At 60.3% G+C, this 18,070-nt stretch carries 17 protein-coding genes and 1 other RNA gene; 13 read left to right on the top strand and 5 right to left on the bottom strand.

Going from position 1 to position 18,070, the window contains the following annotated elements:
• The first annotated feature begins 175 nt into the window (after nucleotides 1-175).
• The 3 genes from ppiD (at nucleotide 176) to ABTW55_RS06915 (ending at nucleotide 3,146) form a co-directional block, all read left to right on the top strand.
• Nucleotides 176-2,059, top strand: a complete 1,884-nt coding sequence (ppiD, locus tag ABTW55_RS06925) for a peptidylprolyl isomerase (RefSeq protein WP_060420391.1) — start codon at nucleotides 176-178, stop codon at nucleotides 2,057-2,059.
• 138 nt (nucleotides 2,060-2,197) lie between these two features.
• The gene (locus ABTW55_RS06920; protein WP_060420389.1) at nucleotides 2,198-2,578 is read left to right on the top strand and encodes a helix-hairpin-helix domain-containing protein; all 381 of its coding nucleotides are present in this window, start codon (nucleotides 2,198-2,200) and stop codon (nucleotides 2,576-2,578) included.
• A gap of 154 nt (nucleotides 2,579-2,732) precedes the next feature.
• Nucleotides 2,733-3,146, top strand: coding sequence for a thioesterase family protein (locus ABTW55_RS06915; protein WP_033637318.1), 414 nt, complete (start codon nucleotides 2,733-2,735; stop codon nucleotides 3,144-3,146).
• A gap of 42 nt (nucleotides 3,147-3,188) precedes the next feature.
• Here the strand turns inward: ABTW55_RS06915 and queC are convergent, their stop codons facing one another.
• Nucleotides 3,189-3,887 carry a 7-cyano-7-deazaguanine synthase QueC gene (gene queC, locus ABTW55_RS06910; protein WP_004940343.1) on the bottom strand — a complete coding sequence of 233 codons (699 nt, stop codon included), beginning with the start codon at nucleotides 3,885-3,887 and terminating at the stop codon, nucleotides 3,189-3,191.
• A gap of 114 nt (nucleotides 3,888-4,001) precedes the next feature.
• Nucleotides 4,002-5,717 carry an SgrR family transcriptional regulator gene (locus tag ABTW55_RS06905; protein ID WP_060420385.1) on the bottom strand — a complete coding sequence of 572 codons (1,716 nt, stop codon included), beginning with the start codon at nucleotides 5,715-5,717 and terminating at the stop codon, nucleotides 4,002-4,004.
• Between the two features lie 104 nt (nucleotides 5,718-5,821).
• Here ABTW55_RS06905 and cof point away from each other — a divergent pair, with 104 nt between their 5' ends.
• Entirely contained in the window at nucleotides 5,822-6,646 is an 825-nt protein-coding gene (gene cof, locus ABTW55_RS06900; RefSeq protein ID WP_060420383.1) for an HMP-PP phosphatase, read from the top strand.
• Between the two features lie 60 nt (nucleotides 6,647-6,706).
• Here the strand turns inward: cof and ABTW55_RS06895 are convergent, their stop codons facing one another.
• Nucleotides 6,707-7,747, bottom strand: a complete 1,041-nt coding sequence (locus ABTW55_RS06895; RefSeq protein WP_015376851.1) for a PLP-dependent cysteine synthase family protein — start codon at nucleotides 7,745-7,747, stop codon at nucleotides 6,707-6,709.
• Between the two features lie 122 nt (nucleotides 7,748-7,869).
• Here ABTW55_RS06895 and ABTW55_RS06890 point away from each other — a divergent pair, with 122 nt between their 5' ends.
• From ABTW55_RS06890 to amtB, 5 genes are all read left to right on the top strand, one after another.
• Entirely contained in the window at nucleotides 7,870-8,331 is a 462-nt protein-coding gene (locus tag ABTW55_RS06890; protein ID WP_060420381.1) for an Lrp/AsnC family transcriptional regulator, read from the top strand.
• A gap of 92 nt (nucleotides 8,332-8,423) precedes the next feature.
• A complete protein-coding gene (smdA, locus tag ABTW55_RS06885; RefSeq protein WP_060420379.1) occupies nucleotides 8,424-10,199 on the top strand; it encodes a multidrug efflux ABC transporter permease/ATP-binding subunit SmdA in 1,776 nt (591 codons plus the stop codon).
• On the top strand, nucleotides 10,192-11,970 hold the full coding sequence (gene smdB, locus ABTW55_RS06880) for a multidrug efflux ABC transporter permease/ATP-binding subunit SmdB (protein WP_060420377.1): 1,779 nt from the start codon (nucleotides 10,192-10,194) through the stop codon (nucleotides 11,968-11,970). The genes smdA and smdB overlap by 8 nt, the downstream gene beginning before the upstream one ends.
• A 278-nt stretch (nucleotides 11,971-12,248) precedes the next feature.
• A complete protein-coding gene (gene glnK, locus ABTW55_RS06875; protein ID WP_004940327.1) occupies nucleotides 12,249-12,587 on the top strand; it encodes a P-II family nitrogen regulator in 339 nt (112 codons plus the stop codon).
• 35 nt (nucleotides 12,588-12,622) lie between these two features.
• Nucleotides 12,623-13,909, top strand: coding sequence for an ammonium transporter AmtB (gene amtB / locus ABTW55_RS06870; protein WP_004940322.1), 1,287 nt, complete (start codon nucleotides 12,623-12,625; stop codon nucleotides 13,907-13,909).
• A gap of 90 nt (nucleotides 13,910-13,999) precedes the next feature.
• Here the strand turns inward: amtB and tesB are convergent, their stop codons facing one another.
• Nucleotides 14,000-14,863 (bottom strand): acyl-CoA thioesterase II, encoded by an 864-nt coding sequence (gene tesB, locus ABTW55_RS06865; RefSeq protein WP_004940320.1) that lies wholly within the window; start codon nucleotides 14,861-14,863, stop codon nucleotides 14,000-14,002.
• A 231-nt stretch (nucleotides 14,864-15,094) separates the two neighbouring features.
• On the opposite strand from tesB, the gene ABTW55_RS06860 reads away from it, so the two are divergent.
• Nucleotides 15,095-15,586, top strand: coding sequence for a YbaY family lipoprotein (locus tag ABTW55_RS06860; RefSeq protein WP_060420375.1), 492 nt, complete (start codon nucleotides 15,095-15,097; stop codon nucleotides 15,584-15,586).
• Between the two features lie 64 nt (nucleotides 15,587-15,650).
• On the opposite strand, the gene ABTW55_RS06855 is transcribed toward ABTW55_RS06860, so the two are convergent.
• Nucleotides 15,651-15,965 (bottom strand): MGMT family protein, encoded by a 315-nt coding sequence (locus ABTW55_RS06855; RefSeq protein ID WP_033647296.1) that lies wholly within the window; start codon nucleotides 15,963-15,965, stop codon nucleotides 15,651-15,653.
• Between the two features lie 156 nt (nucleotides 15,966-16,121).
• On the opposite strand from ABTW55_RS06855, the gene ffs reads away from it, so the two are divergent.
• The 3 genes from ffs (at nucleotide 16,122) to ABTW55_RS06840 (ending at nucleotide 17,863) form a co-directional block, all read left to right on the top strand.
• Nucleotides 16,122-16,218: signal recognition particle sRNA small type (gene ffs / locus ABTW55_RS06850), an RNA gene on the top strand.
• 368 nt (nucleotides 16,219-16,586) lie between these two features.
• Nucleotides 16,587-17,384, top strand: a complete 798-nt coding sequence (locus tag ABTW55_RS06845) for a winged helix-turn-helix domain-containing protein (RefSeq protein WP_033637326.1) — start codon at nucleotides 16,587-16,589, stop codon at nucleotides 17,382-17,384.
• On the top strand, nucleotides 17,369-17,863 hold the full coding sequence (locus ABTW55_RS06840) for a FidL-like protein (RefSeq protein WP_060420373.1): 495 nt from the start codon (nucleotides 17,369-17,371) through the stop codon (nucleotides 17,861-17,863). Before ABTW55_RS06845 ends, ABTW55_RS06840 begins: the two co-directional genes overlap by 16 nt.
• The last annotated feature ends 207 nt before the right edge of the window (nucleotides 17,864-18,070 follow it).

Raw genomic sequence — 18,070 nt, 5'->3', positions numbered from 1 at the left:
AGCGTCTAACCGTTTAGCGTAACAGGGTTTTGTAATAAACAATCACCTGACGCAGCGGTGCTGGTAAGGTAAGATACAAGGCGCATCGGACTGATGCGCTTTTTTTATTTTTGTCGCAGGGAACGCGCCTGCACAAGGGTTGTTAATCCACATCACAGCGGAGTGTTGTCACACTATGATGGACAATTTACGCGCGGCTGCTAATCACGTCGTGCTCAAAATCATCCTGGCCCTGATCATCCTGTCATTCGTTCTGACCGGGGTGGGTAACTACCTGATCGGCGGCTCCGGCGATTATGCTGCGAAAGTAAATGGTCAGACGATCGAGCGCGCTCAGCTGGAACAGGCTTTCCAAAGCGAGCGTAGCCGCATGCAGCAGCAGCTGGGTGACCAGTTCTCCGCGCTGGCCGGCAACGAAGGCTATATGCAGCAGATGCGCCGTCAGGTGTTGTCCCAGTTGATCGACAACATGCTGCTCGACCAGTACGCCAAGAAGCTGGGCCTGGCGGTCAGCGACGATCAGATCAAGGACGCCATCCGCAAGGCGCCTTACTTCCAGACCAACGGCCAGTTCGATAACGCCAAATACCTCGACCTGATCGGCCGCATGGGCTACACCGCCGACAACTTCGCGCAGTCGATGCGCCAGCAGTTGGTCAATCAGCAGGTGATCCAGGCCTTCGGCGATTCCGGCTTCGTGCTGCCGTCCGAATCGCAAGCCATGGCGGCGTTGGTGCTGCAGGAGCGCGACGTGCGCCTGGCGACCATCGATTTGAAAGCGCTGCAGGCGAAACAGAGCGCCGGCGACGACGAACTGAAGGCGTATTACGATCAGAACAAGAACAGCTTCATCGCACCTGAGCAGATGAAGGTGAGCTATATCCCGCTGGACGCTGCGTCCATGCAGGACAAGGTGAAAGTGAGTGAAGAAGACATCAGCGCTTACTACGACCAGCACAAGAGCAGCTACGGCCAGCCGGAGCGTAAAAACTACAGCGTGATCCAGCTGAAAACCGAGGCGGAAGCCAACGCGGCGCTGGACGAGCTGAAGAAGGGCGCCGATTTCGCCACGCTGGCGAAAGAGAAATCCACCGATATCATCTCACGCCGCACCGGCGGCGAGCTGGGTTGGCTGGAGCCGGAAACCACCGCCGACGAGCTGAAGCAGGCTAACCTGACCGAGAAAGGGCAGCTGTCCGGCGTGGTGAAGTCTTCCGTCGGCTACCTGATCGTGCGTTTGAACGATATCGAACCTGAGAAAGTGAAGCCGCTGAGCGAAGTGCATGACGCCATCGCCAAGCAGGTGCAGCAGGAGAAAGCGGTAGACGCGTATTACGCGCTGCAGCAGAAGGTGAGCGAAGCGGCGACCAGCGACAACGAATCTCTGGCCTCGGCTGAAGAAGCGGCCGGCGTGAAAGCGGCGCAAAGCGACTGGTTCACCCGTGACAACATTCCTGCCGCGCTGAACTTCAAGCCGGTCGTGCAGGCGATCTTCGACGGCTCGCTGATCGGCGAGAACGGCGTGCCGGGCAGCAACTCCGACGTGATCACCGTAGACGGCGACCGCGCCTTCGTGGTGCGCGTGAGCGGCCACAAGCCGGAAGGCATCGAACCGTTCGACCAGGTGAAAGACCGCGTGGCGGAACTGGTGAAGCGCAACAAGGCGCTGCAGGCAGCGAAACTGCAGGGCGAGAAGCTGCTGGTTGAGCTGAAGCAGGGCAAGGGCGACGAGGCGATGAAAGCCGCCGGCCTGAGCTTTGGCGCCGTGCAGAAGATGGCGCGCGCGCCGGAAGACAGCCAGCTGGTAGAGAGCGTGTTCGCGCTGCCGCACCCGCAGGACGGTAAACCGGTATACGGCATGTCGCAGGATCGTCAGGACAACGTGGTGCTGATCGCGCTCGATGCGGTGAAGCCAGGCACGTTGCCGGAAGACGAAATGAAAACCTTCGTTGGCAAGATGGAAGAGGGCGCGACCGGCGTCTCCTTCGATTCGCTGCTGGCGAGCCTGCGTAAAGAAGCCGAGATCAAAATGGGCGCCGCTGAGCAACAGCCTCAGTAATCGCCGCATTTTTCTGCAACGCAGTGCAACAAACAAAGGCCGCTTTCGCGGCCTTTTCCACATCTGATATCCGCCGATTGCTGAATATCCGCCGCCGCGGCAAGGTAACCGTGCTGTCACACACAAGGAGGATACAGCATGCAACATTCAGAGAAAAAAGCGTTTTTCGGTTACCGTCGTCACGTTAACGCCGCGCTGACCGCGCTGTTGTTATGCCTGGCTGGGCCGGGCGCCGCGGTGAATAAAGCCGAGGCGCCGGCGCCCATGCTCTCAACGCCGACGAGCAATGGCGGGCAACAGACGATGACCAGGGTGGCCGAAGAAACGGCGGTCAGCATCAATCAGGCTACCGCCGAACAGCTGGCCGCCGCCTTGAGCGGCGTCGGCCTGAAGAAGGCGGAAGGCATCGTGCGCTACCGCGAGCAGAATGGGCCATTCACCCAGGTTGAGCAGTTGCAGGAGGTGCCGGGCATCGGGCCGGCGCTGTTTGAGAAGAACCGCGCCCGGCTGAAAATGTGATCCCGGTCGCGGCTGCGTGGCAAAATGCCGCTGAGGCCGAAACTCCTCTGCTACATTTTACAGGTCTTACCAGTTTGGCGCGTTGACCAAACGGGCGAGGGAGCCAGCGCGGCTCCCTCTTTCTGTAATCACCAGGCAGGAGCGATCGTTCCCTATGCAAACCTTTATCAAAGTTCGCGGTTATCATCTTGATGTTTACCAGCACGTTAACAATGCTCGCTATCTGGAGTTTCTGGAAGAGGCGCGTTGGGAGTGGCTGGAGAACGAGGCCGGGTTCCGCTGGATGACGGAAAACAACATCGCTTTCATCGTGGTGAACATCAATATCAATTACCGCAGCCCGGCGGTATTGGGGGATAAGCTGCGTATCGACAGCCAGATGGTGCAGCTCAACGGCAAGAGCGGCGTGCTGAGCCAAAAGGTGACGCAGGATCCGGCGGGGACGCCGGTGGCCGACGCGCTGCTGACTTTCGTGTGCGTCGATCTGAAAACGCAGCGTGCGCTGCCGCTCGAGGGGGAACTGCGTGCGCATCTGGAGGCGCTTGTGCCGCAGGAAAACTCACGGTAAACAGGGGGAGAACGGGCGGCAGAAGCTGCCGCCGTCACTGCCTCAGGCCAGACCGGCCTTTTGTTTCAACGCGGCCATCACTTCCGCCTGATTGGCGCGATACTGCGTCAGGCCATTGGCGCGCAGGTTGCAGGCGGCGCACTCGCCGCAGCCGTCACCCTTGATGCCGTTGTAGCAGGTCAGCGTATCCTGGCGCACGCGATCCAGCTGGTGGTAATAGTCCGCCAGCGCCCAGGTCTCGGCCTTGTTCAGCCACATCAGCGGCGTTTCGAAGCGGATATCGCGGGCGATGCCCAGCGTCACCGCCTTGTTCAACGCTTTAACGAACTCGTCGCGGCAATCGGGGTAGCCGGAGAAATCGGTTTCACACACGCCGGTGATCACCGCTTCCGCTTCCACCTGGTAGGCGTAGATCGCCGCCAGCGTCAGGAACAGGATGTTGCGGCCCGGCACGAAGGTGCTCGGCAGCGCATTTTTCTGATTGGGGTCGTAGGCGGGAACCGGGATATTGTCGCGCGTCAGGCTGCTGACGGCCAGCTCGTTGAGCAGCGTTACGTCCAGCACCTTGTGCGCCTTGGCGCCGAGGGCCACCGACAGCTCCTGAGCCACTTCAATCTCGGCGCGATGGCGCTGGCCGTAATCGAACGTGACGCAGTGAACTTCGTCATACTGTTGCAATGCCTGGATCAAGCAGGTCGTGGAGTCTTGTCCACCGCTGAAAACGACAACCGCGCGCTTCATAAAATCACCTTTTTGGGCTTTGGCCTCTCCCGATACACATTCGGGCGGCAGGATAAAATTGCGTTGCGGCGACAATAGTAGCAGAAAGGGCCGCCAGGCGCAGGGCGGTTCGGCTCAGGCCGGGGCGTCGTCCACCGGCGGCGGCAGCCACGCCTGGCAAAAATCGAACCAGCCGTGAGCGGTCAGCGTGACGCCATGCATGCGCGGCGGCGCGCTGATCTGATACTGGTAGTGAAACAGCGGCGTGATGATGGCGGCGGCCATCAGCCGTTGATAATAAGCCTGCAGTTGTGCGAAGCGCGGTTGCTGCGCCTGCAGCTGCTGGATCTGCCGCAGCGTGTCCTGTTGCTGTTGCCAGCGGCTTTCCGTCAGGATGCCGCGCCACAGCGTATCCTGCCGCAGCCAGCTCTCCAGCGTCGCCTCCGGCGCTTCGCCGATCAGGTTGTCCGCCAGCAGCAGGTCGGCCTGGGCGATCTGTTCCTCGCTTTGCCAGCGCTTGCCGGCGTAGTAGCGCACTTCCAGCTCGCAGCCGTGCTGCGCGAGCAGCCGCTGTAGCGCGGCCGTCACCGTTTCCAGCTCGACCGGCGGCCGATACAGCAGCGTCAGCCGGGCGGGCAGGGCGACGTCCTCTTCGACCTGTTGGCGGGGGATGCGCCAGCCGGGCAGCATTTCATGGCTGGGGGTGATCACGCTGTTGGCGATCGGCAGATGGCTCAGCAGGCCGGACTGCTGGATCAGCATCAGCAGTTTTTGCCCCTGGGCTTCGCTCAGCACGCCGTGGCGCAGGTTCAGCGCCAAATAACACCAGCCCAGGCTCATGCTGCGCTGCACCGGCCGGGCCTGCGCCAAATCGTCTTGTTGACCGATGGTGATGCGCACCGGGTGCTGGCAGCTGGTGTAGGGGGCGGCGGTGGGCAGATCGGGGGTGATCCAGTATTCGATGGTGTCCAGATACGGATGCTGCAGGTGGTAACCGGCGTGCTGTTCCAGCCGCACCAACTGCGGTTCATTCAGCGTCAGCTTGAACGGGCCGGCGCCGATGGCCGGCAGCTCCGGGTGGGTCATCAGGCAAGGCAGTTCCGCCAGCCGGTGGGCCAGCCAGTAATCCGGCAGATGCAGATCGAACTGAACGCACAGCGGATGCGGCAGGCTGATGCGCGCGACGTTGGCCAGGCTCGGTTGGCTGCGCGGGTGGTGTTGCAGTTTTTCCAGCGTTTGCAGCAGTTGGTGGCCGGTCAACGGTTCGCCGTTGTGCCAGCGCAGCTGGCTGCGCAGAAAGAAGCGCCAGCGCAGGCCGCGATCGCTAATCTGCCAATGGTGCGCCAGATCGGGCTGCGGTTCCGGGTTACCGGTCATCAGGCGCGTCAGCCCGGCGTGAAGGGTCGACACCAGGTGTTGCTCGGCGCGGCCGGTCAGCGTGAGCGGGTCGAGCGCTTCCAGCGTGCGGTAATAGGGAATGCGCAGCGTCGGGCTGCCGGCCTGCCATTGCCCGCCGAGGTGCGGGCTGAGCAGATCCTGCAGGTGCTGCGGATCGAGCTGCGCCATCTCCAGCGCCCCCTGATGGTTGCCCTGCTGCAGCAGCTGTTGCAGCAACTGAGCGCGTAGCTCATCCGGGGTTTTCAGGCAGTGCAGGCGGGCGCGTTTGCCGCGGCCGGGCTGCGAATGCCAGCTCAGCCAGCCCTGATCCTGCAGCTGTTGCACCAGCGTGCGGGCGTGCCGCTCGCTGCAGTAGAACATCGCCGCCAGCTCGCCGATGGTCACGGCGACCGGCGCGCTGCCGAGCTGATGGTACAGGCGTTGATATTGGCTGAGGCGGTGAACCAGGCGCATGGGCAGAAATCCGGAACGGTTTTCTCAAATTGTTCACTATTACTTCCGTAAATGCCATCCCATACTGCATTGATTGCAATCGCGTTCACATTCAAGAGGTCTTTATGTATCGCCTGGCAGCTTTCGATATGGACGGCACGCTGTTGATGCCGGATCACCGGGTTGGCCCGGAAACGCTGGCGGTGCTGAACCAGCTGGTGGAACGGGAGATGGTGGTGACGTTCGCCACCGGGCGGCACTACCTCGACGCGCAGCCGATCATGGCGCAGCTGGGGCTGCAGGGCTACCTGATCACCGGCAACGGCACGCGGGTGTATGACAACCGCGGCCAACAGCTGCACGCCACCGATCTGCCGGCGGCGGTCGCCGAGGAGGTTTTGCATCATCATTGGCGCACCCGCGCCAGCATGCACGTGTTCCGCGACGAAGGCTGGCTGACCGAGTTTCCCGTGCCGGAAGAGATGTTGCGGGCGCACCACCTGAGCGGCTTTCGTTTTCAGCTGGCCGACATGCGCCGCCTGCCGGCGTTCGGCAACAGCAAGGTGTGCTTTGTCGCGCCGCATGAGGAGCTGCTGGCGTTGCAGGTGCAGCTGCGGGCGCAGCTGGGTGACGAGGCAGACCTGTGCTTTTCCGCCTACGACTGCCTGGAGGTGCTGCCGCTCGGTTGCAATAAGGGCACGGCGCTGGACCGGCTGAGCCGCCATCTGGGGCTGACGATGGCCGACTGCATGGCGTTCGGCGACGCGATGAACGACAAAGAGATGCTGGGGGCGGTGGGGCACGGCGTGGTGATGGGCAACGCCCTGCCGCAGCTGAAATCCCTGCTGCCGCAGCTACCGGTTATCGGCCATTGCCAACAACAGGCGGTGGCCCACTATTTACAACATTGGCTGCGTTCACCTTGCCTCACCTATTCCCCCGAAGAATGAGGTTCTCCTTACAGCCGGCCGGGTATGACTACCCGGCTTTTTTTTATCCGCAGCCTGGCGTTACAAATCCGCCAGCTGCGCCAGATACGGCTGCAGATCGCCGATGTTATTGCTGACCCATTCCGGGTTGTAATAGGTATCCAGATAACGCTCGCCGCTGTCGCACAGCAGGGTGACGATCGACCCTTGCTCGCCGTTTTCCCGCATCTGTTTCGCCAATTGCAGCGCCCCCCAGACGTTGGTGCCGGTGGAAGCGCCAACCTTGCGGCCGAGCACGCCTTCCAGCCAGTGAATGGTGGCGACGCTGGCGGCATCCGGCACCCGCAGCATGTTGTCGACCACCGACGGGATGAACGACGGCTCGGCACGTGGGCGGCCGATGCCTTCGATGCGGCTGCCGCAGCTGCCGATCAGGGTGCGATCGCCGTGGTGGAAGCAGTCATAGAACACCGAATTTTCCGGATCGACCACCGTCAATTGCGTATCGTGCCCCTGATAGCGGATGTAGCGCCCCAGCGTGGCGGAGGTGCCGCCGGTGCCGGCGCTCATCACGATGTGTTTCGGCACCGGGAAGGGTTCGCGCGCCATCTGGCGGAAGATGCTGTCGGCGATATTGTTGTTGCCGCGCCAGTCGGTGGCGCGCTCGGCGTAGGTGAACTGATCCATATAGTGGCCGTTCAGCTCTTTCGCCAGCTGTTCGGAGGCGGCGTAGATCTGGGCGGCGTGATCGACGAAGTGACAGCGGCCGCCGTAAAAGGCGATCTGCTCCACCTTGCGGCGCGCGGTGCAGGACGGCATCACCGCGATGAACGGCAGGCCGATCAGACGGGCGAAGTAGGCTTCGGACACCGCGGTGCTGCCGGAAGAGGCCTCGATGATGGTGGTGTTTTCGGTGATCCAGCCGTTGCACAGGCCATAAAGGAACAGCGAGCGCGCCAGACGGTGTTTCAGGCTACCGGTCGGGTGGGTGCTCTCATCTTTCAGATACAGGCAGATGCCGGGAAACGCCGGCAGGTTCAGGCGAATCAGGTGCGTATCGGCGGAGCGCTGAAAATCCGCTTCTATTTCACCGATAGCATATTTTACCCAAGAGTTTGTCATGATTTGGCCTCAGAATAGGGGGCTGGTTTATGGCGTAGCATAGCCTGTCGGCAGGAAAAAAGGATTGCCATTTTCCCTGTTTAATCGCCTAATGGGAGAAAATTTTTCTCCTGGTAGCCGCTATGTTAGATAAAACAGACCGTAAGCTGCTGTGCATGCTGCAGCAAGATTGCACCCAGTCGCTGCAGGCGCTGGCCGATGCGGTCAATTTGACCTCGACGCCGTGCTGGAAACGGCTGAAGCGCCTGGAAGACGAGGGCTATATCCGCGGCCGGGTGGCCTTGCTGGATAACGAAAAGCTCGGCCTGGGGCTGACGGCGTTCGTGCTGATCAAGACCCAGCAGCACAGCAGCGAGTGGTATCAGGTGTTTGTGCAGCTGGCCAGCCAGATGCCCGAGGTGCTGGCGTTCTACCGCATGGCGGGGGAGTACGATTACCTGATGCAGGTCGAAGTGGCGGACATGAAAAGCTACGACGGCTTTTATAAGCGCCTGGTGAACGGCGTGCCGGGCCTCATCGACGTCACCTCGAGCTTTGCCATGGAAAAAATCAAATACACCACTGCATTGCCGGTGCCGGAGTGAAAAGTTCACCGGACGGGCGGCTCAACGGTGGTATCCTGCTCCGCTGAAGCAGAAAAAGAGACAAATCCCATAAAATCCTGGAATCAAACTGCGTGAGATTATTTGCTCAAATCGGCTGGTACTTCCGCCGGGAGTGGCGCCGCTACCTCGGGGCGGTGGTGCTGCTGATCGTCATCGCCATCCTGCAACTGTTGCCGCCTAAGCTGGTCGGCATCATCGTGGACGGCGTCACCGAAAAACAAATGTCTACCGGCGTGCTGATGGCCTGGCTCGGGCTGATGATCGGCACCGCGATCGTCGTTTACCTGCTGCGCTATGTGTGGCGGGTATTGCTGTTCGGCGCGTCCTACCAGCTGGCGGTCGAGCTGCGCGAGAACTTTTACCGCCAGCTCAGCCGGCAAAACCCGGCGTTCTACCTGCGCCACCGCACCGGCGATCTGATGGCGCGCGCCACCAACGACGTGGACCGCGTGGTGTTCGCCGCCGGCGAAGGCGTGCTGACGCTGGTGGATTCGCTGGTGATGGGGTTGGTGGTGCTGGTGGTGATGAGCACCCAAATCAGCTGGCAGCTGACGGTGCTGGCGTTGATCCCGATGCCGCTGATGGCGATCGCCATCAAATATTACGGCGACCAGCTGCACCAGCGCTTTAAATCGGCGCAGGCGGCGTTTTCCAGCCTGAACGATCAGGCGCAGGAAAGCATGACCAGCATCCGCATGATCAAGGCCTTTGGGCTGGAAGATCACCAATCCAACCGCTTTGCCGACGTCGCGGCGCAGACCGGCGCCAAGAACATGCACGTGGCGCGGGTGGATGCGCGCTTCGATCCGACCATTTATATCGCCATCGGCGCCTCTAACCTGCTGGCCATCGGCGGCGGCAGCTGGATGGTGGTGAACGGGGCGCTGACGCTCGGGCAGCTGACCAGCTTTGTGATGTACCTCGGCCTGATGATCTGGCCAATGCTGGCGCTGGCCTGGATGTTCAACATCGTCGAGCGCGGCAGCGCGGCCTACAGCCGCATCCGCAGCCTGCTCGACGAGGCGCCGGCGGTGCAGGACGGCCCGCAGGCGCTGCCGGCCGGGCGCGGCGTGCTGGACGTGGATATCCGCGCGTTCCACTACCCGGAAAACCCGCACCCGGCGCTGCATGATGTGGCGCTGACGCTGAAACCGGGGCAAATGTTGGGGCTGTGCGGGCCGACCGGCGCCGGCAAATCGACGCTGCTGTCGCTGATCCAGCGCCAGTTCGACGTCGATCAAGGGCAGATCCGCTATCACGGCCTGCCGCTGCCGCAGGCCAAACTCGACGACTGGCGTTCGCGGCTGTCAGTGGTGAGCCAGACGCCGTTCCTGTTCTCCGATACCGTGGCGAACAACATCGCGCTGGGTCATCCGGGCGCGACGCAGGCGCAGATCGAACAAGCGGCGCGGTTGGCCAGCGTCCATGAGGACATTCTGCGGTTGCCGCAGGGCTATGACACCGAGGTGGGCGAACGCGGCGTGATGCTGTCGGGCGGGCAGAAACAGCGAATCTCCATTGCGCGCGCGCTGCTGCTGGATGCGGAGATCCTGATCCTCGACGACGCGCTGTCGGCGGTGGACGGCCGCACCGAACACCAGATCCTGCACAACCTGCGCAGCTGGGGGCAAGATCGCACGGTGATCATCAGCGCGCACCGGCTGTCGGCGTTGACCGAAGCCGGCGAGATCCTGGTGATGCAGCACGGTGGCGTGGCGCAACGCGGCGATCATGCGGCGCTGGCGGCGCAGCCGGGCTGGTATCGCGATATGTACCGTTATCAGCAGCTGGAAGCGGCGCTGGACGAAGCGCCGGAAAACGGCGAGGAGGCGTTGGCCGATGAATAAAGTGCAAAAGCTGTGGCCGACGCTGAAGCGGCTGCTGGCCTACGGCTCGCCGTACCGTAAACCGCTGGGACTGGCGGTGCTGATGCTGTGGATCGCGGCGGCGGCGGAAGTCGCCGGGCCGATCCTGGTGAGCTATTTCATCGATAACTACGTCGCCAAAGGGCAGCTGCCGCTGACGATCGTCGGCGGGCTGGCGGCGGCTTACATTCTGCTGGAGCTGCTGGCGGCGGCGCTGCATTACTTCCAGGCGCTGCTGTTCAACCAGGCTGCGGTGGGCGTGGTGCAGCGGCTGCGTACCGACGTGATGGACGCCGCGCTGCGCCAGCCGCTCAGCGCCTTCGACACGCAGCCGGTCGGGCAATTGATCTCGCGCGTCACCAACGACACCGAGGTGATCAAGGATCTGTACGTGATGGTGGTTTCCACGGTGCTGAAAAGCGCCGCGCTGATCGGCGCCATGCTGGTGGCGATGTTCAGCCTCGACTGGCGCATGGCGCTGGTGGCGGTCTGCATCTTCCCGGCGGTGTTCGTGGTGATGGGCATCTATCAATACTACAGCACGCCGATCGTGCGCCGGGTGCGCAGCTATCTGGCGGACATCAACGACGGCTTCAACGAAGTGATCAACGGCATGGGCGTGATTCAGCAGTTCCGCCAGCAGGTGCGCTTCGGCGAGCGCATGAGCGCTGCCAGCCAGTCGCACTATCTGGCGCGTATGCAGACCCTGCGGCTCGACGGTTTTCTGCTGCGGCCGCTGCTCAGCCTGTTTTCGGCGCTGGTGCTGTGCGGCCTGCTGATGCTGTTCGGCTTCAGCGGCGAAGGCGTGATTGGCGTCGGCGTGCTCTACGCCTTCATCAATTACCTGGGGCGCCTGAACGAACCGCTGATCGAGCTGACGTCACAGCAGTCGATCCTGCAACAGGCGGTGGTGGCCGGCGAACGCATCTTCGAGCTGATGGATCGCAGCCAGCAGAGTTACGGCGCCGACGATCGTCCGTTGGCCGGTGGCCGCATCGACATCACCGATCTGAGCTTCGCCTACCGCGCGGACAAAAAGGTGCTGCAGCACATTTCGCTGGCGGTGCCGTCGCGCGGCTTCGTGGCGCTGGTCGGGCATACCGGCAGCGGCAAGAGCACCTTGGCCAACCTGCTGATGGGCTATTACCCGGTCAGCGAAGGGGAAGTGCGCCTCGATGGGCGCCCGATCTCCAGCCTGTCGCACCGCACGCTGCGCCAGGGCGTGGCGATGGTGCAGCAGGATCCGGTGGTGATCGCCGATTCGGTGCTGGCTAACGTCACGCTGGGGCGCAACATCGAGGAAGAGGCCGTGTGGCGGGCGCTGGAAACGGTGCAGCTGGCGGATCTGGTGCGCGGCTTCCCGCAGGGCATTCACACCCGGCTGGGAGAGCAGGGCAATAACCTGTCGGTCGGGCAGAAACAGTTGCTGGCGATGGCGCGGGTCTTGGTGCAGGCGCCGCAGATCCTGATCCTCGACGAGGCGACCGCCAACATCGACTCGGGCACCGAACAGGCGATCCAGCGCGCGCTGCGTGCGATCCGCGAGCACACCACGCTGGTGGTGATCGCTCACCGGCTGTCGACCATCGTCGATGCCGATTCCATCCTGGTGCTGCATCGCGGCCAGGCGGTAGAGCAGGGCAACCATCAGCAGCTGCTGGCGCAGCAGGGGCGCTACTACCAGATGTACCAGCTGCAGCTGGCGGGCGAGCAGCTGGCGGAAGCGGTGCGCGAAGAGAGCCAACCCGCCTGAGCATGGGCCGCGATCGCGGCCCTTGTTTCTTCCCCTCGCACCACAAGCAGGCAACCCGCCTGCGTCACGCCCCCTTTCTGCACTTTTTCGACGCGATGCGCACCAAATCAGTGCGCATTATTTAACCCATTCAAGGTATCGGTGCTGCGCTGCGTCGCGGGGGCGCCCGCGCGCCCGCTAATCCGCTGAATCGCCATGAAAAATTAAATTTGGCACAGCCCTTGCTACATAAGAGGTGTACCAGGGGTGAGTTTGGGCTTAATTCGTGGAGGGGCAATATGAAGCTGGTGACCGTGGTAATCAAACCGTTCAAGCTGGAGGACGTGCGCGAGGCCCTGTCCTCCGTGGGCATTCAGGGGTTGACTGTAACCGAAGTGAAGGGCTTTGGCCGCCAGAAGGGGCACGCCGAGCTGTATCGCGGCGCCGAGTATAACGTCAACTTCCTGCCCAAGGTCAAAATCGACATCGCCATCGCCGACGATCAGTTGGATGAAGTGGTTGATGTTATTAGCAAAGCCGCCTACACCGGCAAAATCGGCGACGGCAAAATTTTCGTTGCCGAGTTGCAACGCGTGATCCGCATTCGCACCGGCGAAACCGACGAATCGGCACTGTAACCGCGAACTCAGTTAAGTGATGGGGATGATTGATAATGAAAAGACTGTTATCCATGTTGGGCCTGAGTTCGGTAACCCTGGTTCCTTCTTTGGCCCTGGCCGCTCCGGCGGTTGCTGATAAGGCCGACAACGCCTTTATGATGATCTGCACCGCGTTGGTGCTGTTCATGACGCTGCCCGGCATCGCGCTGTTTTACGGCGGCCTGCTGCGCGGCAAAAACGTGCTGTCGATGCTGACGCAGGTCACCGTCACCTTCGCGCTGGTTTGTGTGCTGTGGGTGCTGTATGGCTACAGCCTGGCGTTCAGCGAGGGCAATGCGGTGTTCGGCGGGTTCGAGACGGCGATGCTGAAAGGCATCGGTATCGACAGCGTCACCGGCAGCATCAGCCAGATGATCCACGTCGCCTTCCAGGCCTCCTTCGCCTGTATCACCGTGGCGCTGGTGGTGGGCGGCTTCGCCGAACGCATTCGCTTCTCGGCGGTGCTGATCTTCGCGATCCTGTGGTTCACGTTGTCTTACCTGCCGATCGCGCACATGGTGTGGGGCGGCGGCTACCTGGCCGCCGACGGCGCATTGGACTTCGCCGGCGGCACCGTGGTGCACATCAACGCCGCCAGCGCCGGGTTGATCGGCGCCTACCTGATCGGCAAGCGCGCCGGCTTCGGTAAAGAGGCCTTCAAACCGCACAACCTGCCGATGGTGTTTACCGGGGCGTCGATCCTGTATATCGGCTGGTTCGGCTTTAACGCCGGCTCCGCCAGCGCGGCCAACGGCATTGCGGCCCTGGCATTCCTCAACACCGTGGTTGCCACCGCGGGCGCCATTCTCTCCTGGACCTTCGCCGAATGGGTGCTGCGTGGCAAGCCTTCGCTGCTGGGCGCCTGCTCCGGCATGATCGCCGGGTTGGTTGCGGTGACGCCGGCGGCGGGCACCGTGGGCGTGGGCGGGGCGTTGATCATCGGCCTGGTGGGCGGCGTCGCCGGTCTGTGGGGCGTCGTAACGCTGAAAAAATGGCTGAAAGTGGACGACACCTGCGACGTATTCGGCGTGCACGGGGTGTGCGGCATCGTCGGCTGCCTGCTGACGGGCGTGTTCACCGCCTCTTCACTGGGCGGCACCGGCTACGCCGAAGGCGTGACGATGGGCCACCAGGTCTGGATCCAGCTGGTGAGCGTGCTGATCACGCTGGTGTGGTCGAGCGTCGCCGCCTTTATCGCCTTCAAGATCGCGGGCGCCATGGTGGGGCTGAGAGTGCCGGAAGAGCAGGAACGCGAGGGGCTGGATGTCAACAGCCACGGCGAGAGCGCCTACAACCAATAAGACTCGAAGCAGGGCAGTGCGCTAAAGACTAAAATAATGATGAAGCCAAAAGGGGCGATGGAAACATCGCCCCTTTCTTTATATTGCGGATCAGGCGTCGCGCTGGCGAATCACCCCTTCCTGCACGGTGGTGGCGACCAGTACGCCGTCGCGGGTATAGATCTGGCCGCGCACAAAGCCCCGTGCGCCGGAGGCGGAGGAGCTCTCCACCGCGTACAGCAGCCAGTCATCCATGCGGAACGGACGGTGGAACCACATCGAGTGGTCAATGGTGGCCACCTGCATGCCCGGCTCGAGGAAGCCGACGCCGTGCGGCTGCAGCGCCGTCGGCAGGAAGTTAAAGTCCGACGCGTAGCCCAGCAGATATTGGTGGATGCGCTGATCGTCCGGCATGCTGCCGTTGGCGCGGAACCACACGTAGCGATGCGGTTCTTCCACGCTGCCTTTCAGCGGGTTGTGGAATTTCACCGGGCGCATTTCGATCGGCTTCTGGCCGATAAATTTTTCGCGCACTTTTTCCGGCAGCATATGCGCCAGTTTCTGGGCGATCTCTGACTCGGACAGCAGCCCTTCCGGCGGCGGCACGTCCGGCATCAGGTTCTGATGCTCGAAACCCGCTTCCGGGCTCTGGAAGGAAGCGGTCATATAGAAGATAGGTTTGCCGTGCTGGATGGCGCTGACGCGGCGCGCGCTGAAACTGTTGCCGTCGCGCAGGGTTTCCACGTCGTAAACGATAGGCTTGCTGCTGTCGCCTGGGCGTAGGAAGTAACTGTGGAACGAATGCACGCTGCGTTCGTCCGGCACCGTCTGTTTGGCTGCGTACAGCGCCTGGCCGACCACCTGCCCGCCGAACACCTGGCGCAGCCCCAGATCTTCACTCTGGCCGCGGAACAGCCCTTCTTCGATTTTCTCCAGATCCAGCAGATCGAGGAGGTTTTGCAATGCCTGGCTCATAAAGTTATTACCTTTCTAATAATCATTTTGCGCAGTGTGCGGAATATCACGGCGCGGCGTCAACATTTTGCGTTAAAGGGCCGATGAGAATGCTCTTAATCGTGGACGCCTTGGGTTGTTTAAGTGATTAATAGGCGGGGCAAAGTGGATTTATCAGTGTTTTGTGCTAGGTTTAATAGGTGAGGTGGTGAAAGCCACCAACATGTTGATAATAAAAAAGGAGACCGATCCATGAAACTCTGGCAAATCGTAGGCGGTGCTGCGGCACTGACGATCACGCTGGCGGGATGCGCGCAAAAGAGTGCTGATGTGCCTACCCAGGCGGCCGGTAACCCGGCGGCTGCGCAAACGCAGATTCAGGGCCCGGCGGTGACAGGTTCGGTTAATATACGTCAGCGCATTGCGCTGCCGCCGGACGCCGTACTGACGGTCACCCTCTCTGATGCCTCGCTGGCAGATGCGCCGTCCAAAGTGATTGCACAGCGCGCGGTACGTACTGAAGGGCAGCAGGCGCCATTCAGCTTTACGCTGCCGTACAACCCGTCCGACATCCAACCGAATGCGCGTATCATTCTGAGCGCGGCGGTGACGGTCAACGGGCGACTGATGTTTATTACCGACACCATCCAGGAAGTGGTTAACCGCAACGGCACCCGTGCCGATCTGCTGCTGGTTCCGGTTCAGGGTGTGCCGATTCAGGCTGCGCCAACCGCCGTGCAGTAAGCTTACTGCGGTACAGCAAGATGAAATCAGCAGCCTTTGCGCTTCGGCCAAAGGCTGTTTTGTTTTACCAGCGCCAGCCGTAGCGATCGAAATCGACCGTGCTGTGCGGGCCGAAAATAATCCCCTCCGCCAGCAATGCCTGCCGTTGCCGTTGAAAATCCTCCCCCTGCTGCGAGATCTGTCCGTGCCGGTTGATCACCCGGTGCCAGGGCAGCGTGCTGCCTTCCGGCAAACGCCGCAGCACGCCCCCGACCTGACGCGCGGCGCGCGGCGAGCCGGCCAGCCGGGCGACTTCGCCGTAGGTGGTGACTTTGCCGAACGGGATGGCGGCCACGATATGGAAAACCCGCTGGCTGAAAGAGGCGTCTTCTGGTTGCATATTGCTGTTCCTGCGTGACTCAAAACCCAGGCGAAGAGTGTGCCACAGCGCAGGTGGGTAAGAAAACAGCGGTTAACCCCGGTTGGCTTGCTATTTGATGGGGCATCGCCGATAATGCCCACCGCTTCGGAGTACAGAAGCCGTCAATGGGGGCCCTGTTGGTTCTCCCGCAACACTAACTTGTGAACTCGGTCAGGTCCGGAAGGAAGCAGCCGCAGCAGGTGACGTGTGTGCCGGGATGTAGCTGGCAGGGTCCCCACCCATTTTGCGACCCGCAAAACGCTTATCCCCGTTATTCCTCATGTCGACAAGCTGCGCAAGCGTCATTTCGCACGCCGCGAGCGTGAATCTTTTCCTCTGCGCCGTTTTTGCCCTTCTCCTCCCGTGACCAAATGTATTGTTGCCAACAGATCCGATGACGGTGAAAAAATAGCGTTTATATCGTTATTTGTGGGACAAATAATGACGCAGGGATAGGGAAAATTCTTAAAGTTGCACGCCTGTTGGGATGGCGTTAGTATGGTTTATTCTCGTTGCAAAAAAACTATCCGCGCTTCGCGGCGGTCGACGAACTGGCTGAATAAGTTTAAATAATAACCCGTGTGCGCTGTCAGGCTGAACATGATTTATATCATTGATAAAGATATTACATTTAACACTGAAAACGGTTCATTGAAGAGTATAAAGAAGGGACGGGAAGTTTTCTTATCCAGCGTCAATTCGAGAGTATTCAAATGCTTGCTCGAGCATGGCCACGAGGCGGTAAGCCGGGAAACGCTGTTGCAACAGGTTTGGAGCGATCACGGCTTGAGCGCTTCTTCCGCGACGTTAAATCAATATATCAGCCTGACGCGGCGGGCCTTGACGTCTGTCGGTTTCAACGAGCGCCTGATCGTTACCCTCTCTAAAAAGGGGTATAGACTCAATAGAATAATATCGATAGAGCGGCTGCGGATTGATTTGCCTGAGCCTCCCCACGCCGCGGACGTTCCCGCTACATCGCCCGCATCCGCCGCGGCGTCAAAAAATACCCACCATTATTTTTTTATTCTGCTGCGCAGCTTATCGATCGTCGTGCCATTATCTTTTCTGGCGCTGTGCTTCATCTATTACAAACATCATCGCGACAGTGAAAAGAAGCAGGTATTGTCTTACGTCGGTACGGTGAACGGCTGCCCGATCTACTATGCCGGCCATTTTTTGGAGAATCATCAGGACGACTATTTGCAGTTCTTGATCCGTAAGGATCTTTATGGCCAGCGTTGCCGCCCCGGTGAGATTATCATCACCAAGGTTAACCGTTCTCATAATGCCAGTGAAGACAGCGGACGCCAGTTTATCGCCAAATGCACGAAGGACAGTGCGGCCGTTTTGCATAATTGTGAGAGCGAGTACATCCGGGCATGGAAAAAAAGTTAAATATCTTGTCAGCCACGCTGGTCGGCCTGTGCGTGTTGACCGGCAGCGTGGTGTATTCCCTGGTGCGCAGCCATCATGGCTTCGGCGATTTGTCCTGCGAAGCGAACGCCACGTTTAATTATTTCAATTCGCTGGACGCGCAGGCGGCGCACGATGATATCCAGCTGTCGCTAAAAATAAACTACATCTTTTTGTCCGGCGATAAGGGCGTGATGATGCTGTCGGGCCTGGCCAACGATGGCGAAGAGAGGTATTTCGTCAACCGACGGGTTAACTTCAGCTACGTCTCGCAAGGCAGTTTTTATCGCTTCCACTATGGCGAGGTGAATTATTCGCCGCGTGATACCTTGCCGGACGAGGTGTATACTTACTTTTTCAGCACTGAATCGACGTTTTATCATATTCGCAGCATGGATAAGAATACGTTGATGTTTAGCGATGCCTACTCGCCGATGTTTTTATGCAATATTGAATCCTGATATGCATGTTATTTTTATATGGGGTTAAGGTGTATTCTGGTTACCTTTTATATCCTCGTGCCCTGCCTTTTTCGCACGCAGCTAATAACATGGGTTATTATGCGTGAATGCCTATTTTTTCATTGTTAATCAAATTTAATGGTGATTTAGCTATTTTACAAAAACGGCTATCATCATGTTTTTAAATGATTTAATGAATCTAAGGCG

Origin of the sequence: Serratia sp. SM04 (genome assembly GCF_040280225.1) — a bacterium.
Lineage (GTDB): Bacteria > Pseudomonadota > Gammaproteobacteria > Enterobacterales > Enterobacteriaceae > Serratia > Serratia sarumanii.
Note: the sequence above shows the minus strand (reverse complement) of the source record. Positions and strands in the feature narration are given on the sequence as shown.

Excerpts from the sequence above, each read along its gene's own strand:
- ppiD (WP_060420391.1), top strand. The coding sequence starts at position 176 with ATGATGGACAATTTACGCGCGGCTGCTAATCACGTCGTGCTCAAAATC.
- ABTW55_RS06920 (WP_060420389.1), top strand. The coding sequence starts at position 2,198 with ATGCAACATTCAGAGAAAAAAGCGTTTTTCGGTTACCGTCGTCACGTT.
- ABTW55_RS06915 (WP_033637318.1), top strand. The coding sequence starts at position 2,733 with ATGCAAACCTTTATCAAAGTTCGCGGTTATCATCTTGATGTTTACCAG.
- queC (WP_004940343.1), bottom strand. The coding sequence starts at position 3,887 with ATGAAGCGCGCGGTTGTCGTTTTCAGCGGTGGACAAGACTCCACGACC.
- ABTW55_RS06905 (WP_060420385.1), bottom strand. The coding sequence starts at position 5,717 with ATGCGCCTGGTTCACCGCCTCAGCCAATATCAACGCCTGTACCATCAG.
- cof (WP_060420383.1), top strand. The coding sequence starts at position 5,822 with ATGTATCGCCTGGCAGCTTTCGATATGGACGGCACGCTGTTGATGCCG.
- ABTW55_RS06895 (WP_015376851.1), bottom strand. The coding sequence starts at position 7,747 with ATGACAAACTCTTGGGTAAAATATGCTATCGGTGAAATAGAAGCGGAT.
- ABTW55_RS06890 (WP_060420381.1), top strand. The coding sequence starts at position 7,870 with ATGTTAGATAAAACAGACCGTAAGCTGCTGTGCATGCTGCAGCAAGAT.
- smdB (WP_060420377.1), top strand. The coding sequence starts at position 10,192 with ATGAATAAAGTGCAAAAGCTGTGGCCGACGCTGAAGCGGCTGCTGGCC.
- glnK (WP_004940327.1), top strand. The coding sequence starts at position 12,249 with ATGAAGCTGGTGACCGTGGTAATCAAACCGTTCAAGCTGGAGGACGTG.
- amtB (WP_004940322.1), top strand. The coding sequence starts at position 12,623 with ATGAAAAGACTGTTATCCATGTTGGGCCTGAGTTCGGTAACCCTGGTT.
- tesB (WP_004940320.1), bottom strand. The coding sequence starts at position 14,863 with ATGAGCCAGGCATTGCAAAACCTCCTCGATCTGCTGGATCTGGAGAAA.
- ABTW55_RS06860 (WP_060420375.1), top strand. The coding sequence starts at position 15,095 with ATGAAACTCTGGCAAATCGTAGGCGGTGCTGCGGCACTGACGATCACG.
- ABTW55_RS06855 (WP_033647296.1), bottom strand. The coding sequence starts at position 15,965 with ATGCAACCAGAAGACGCCTCTTTCAGCCAGCGGGTTTTCCATATCGTG.
- ABTW55_RS06845 (WP_033637326.1), top strand. The coding sequence starts at position 16,587 with ATGATTTATATCATTGATAAAGATATTACATTTAACACTGAAAACGGT.
- ABTW55_RS06840 (WP_060420373.1), top strand. The coding sequence starts at position 17,369 with ATGGAAAAAAAGTTAAATATCTTGTCAGCCACGCTGGTCGGCCTGTGC.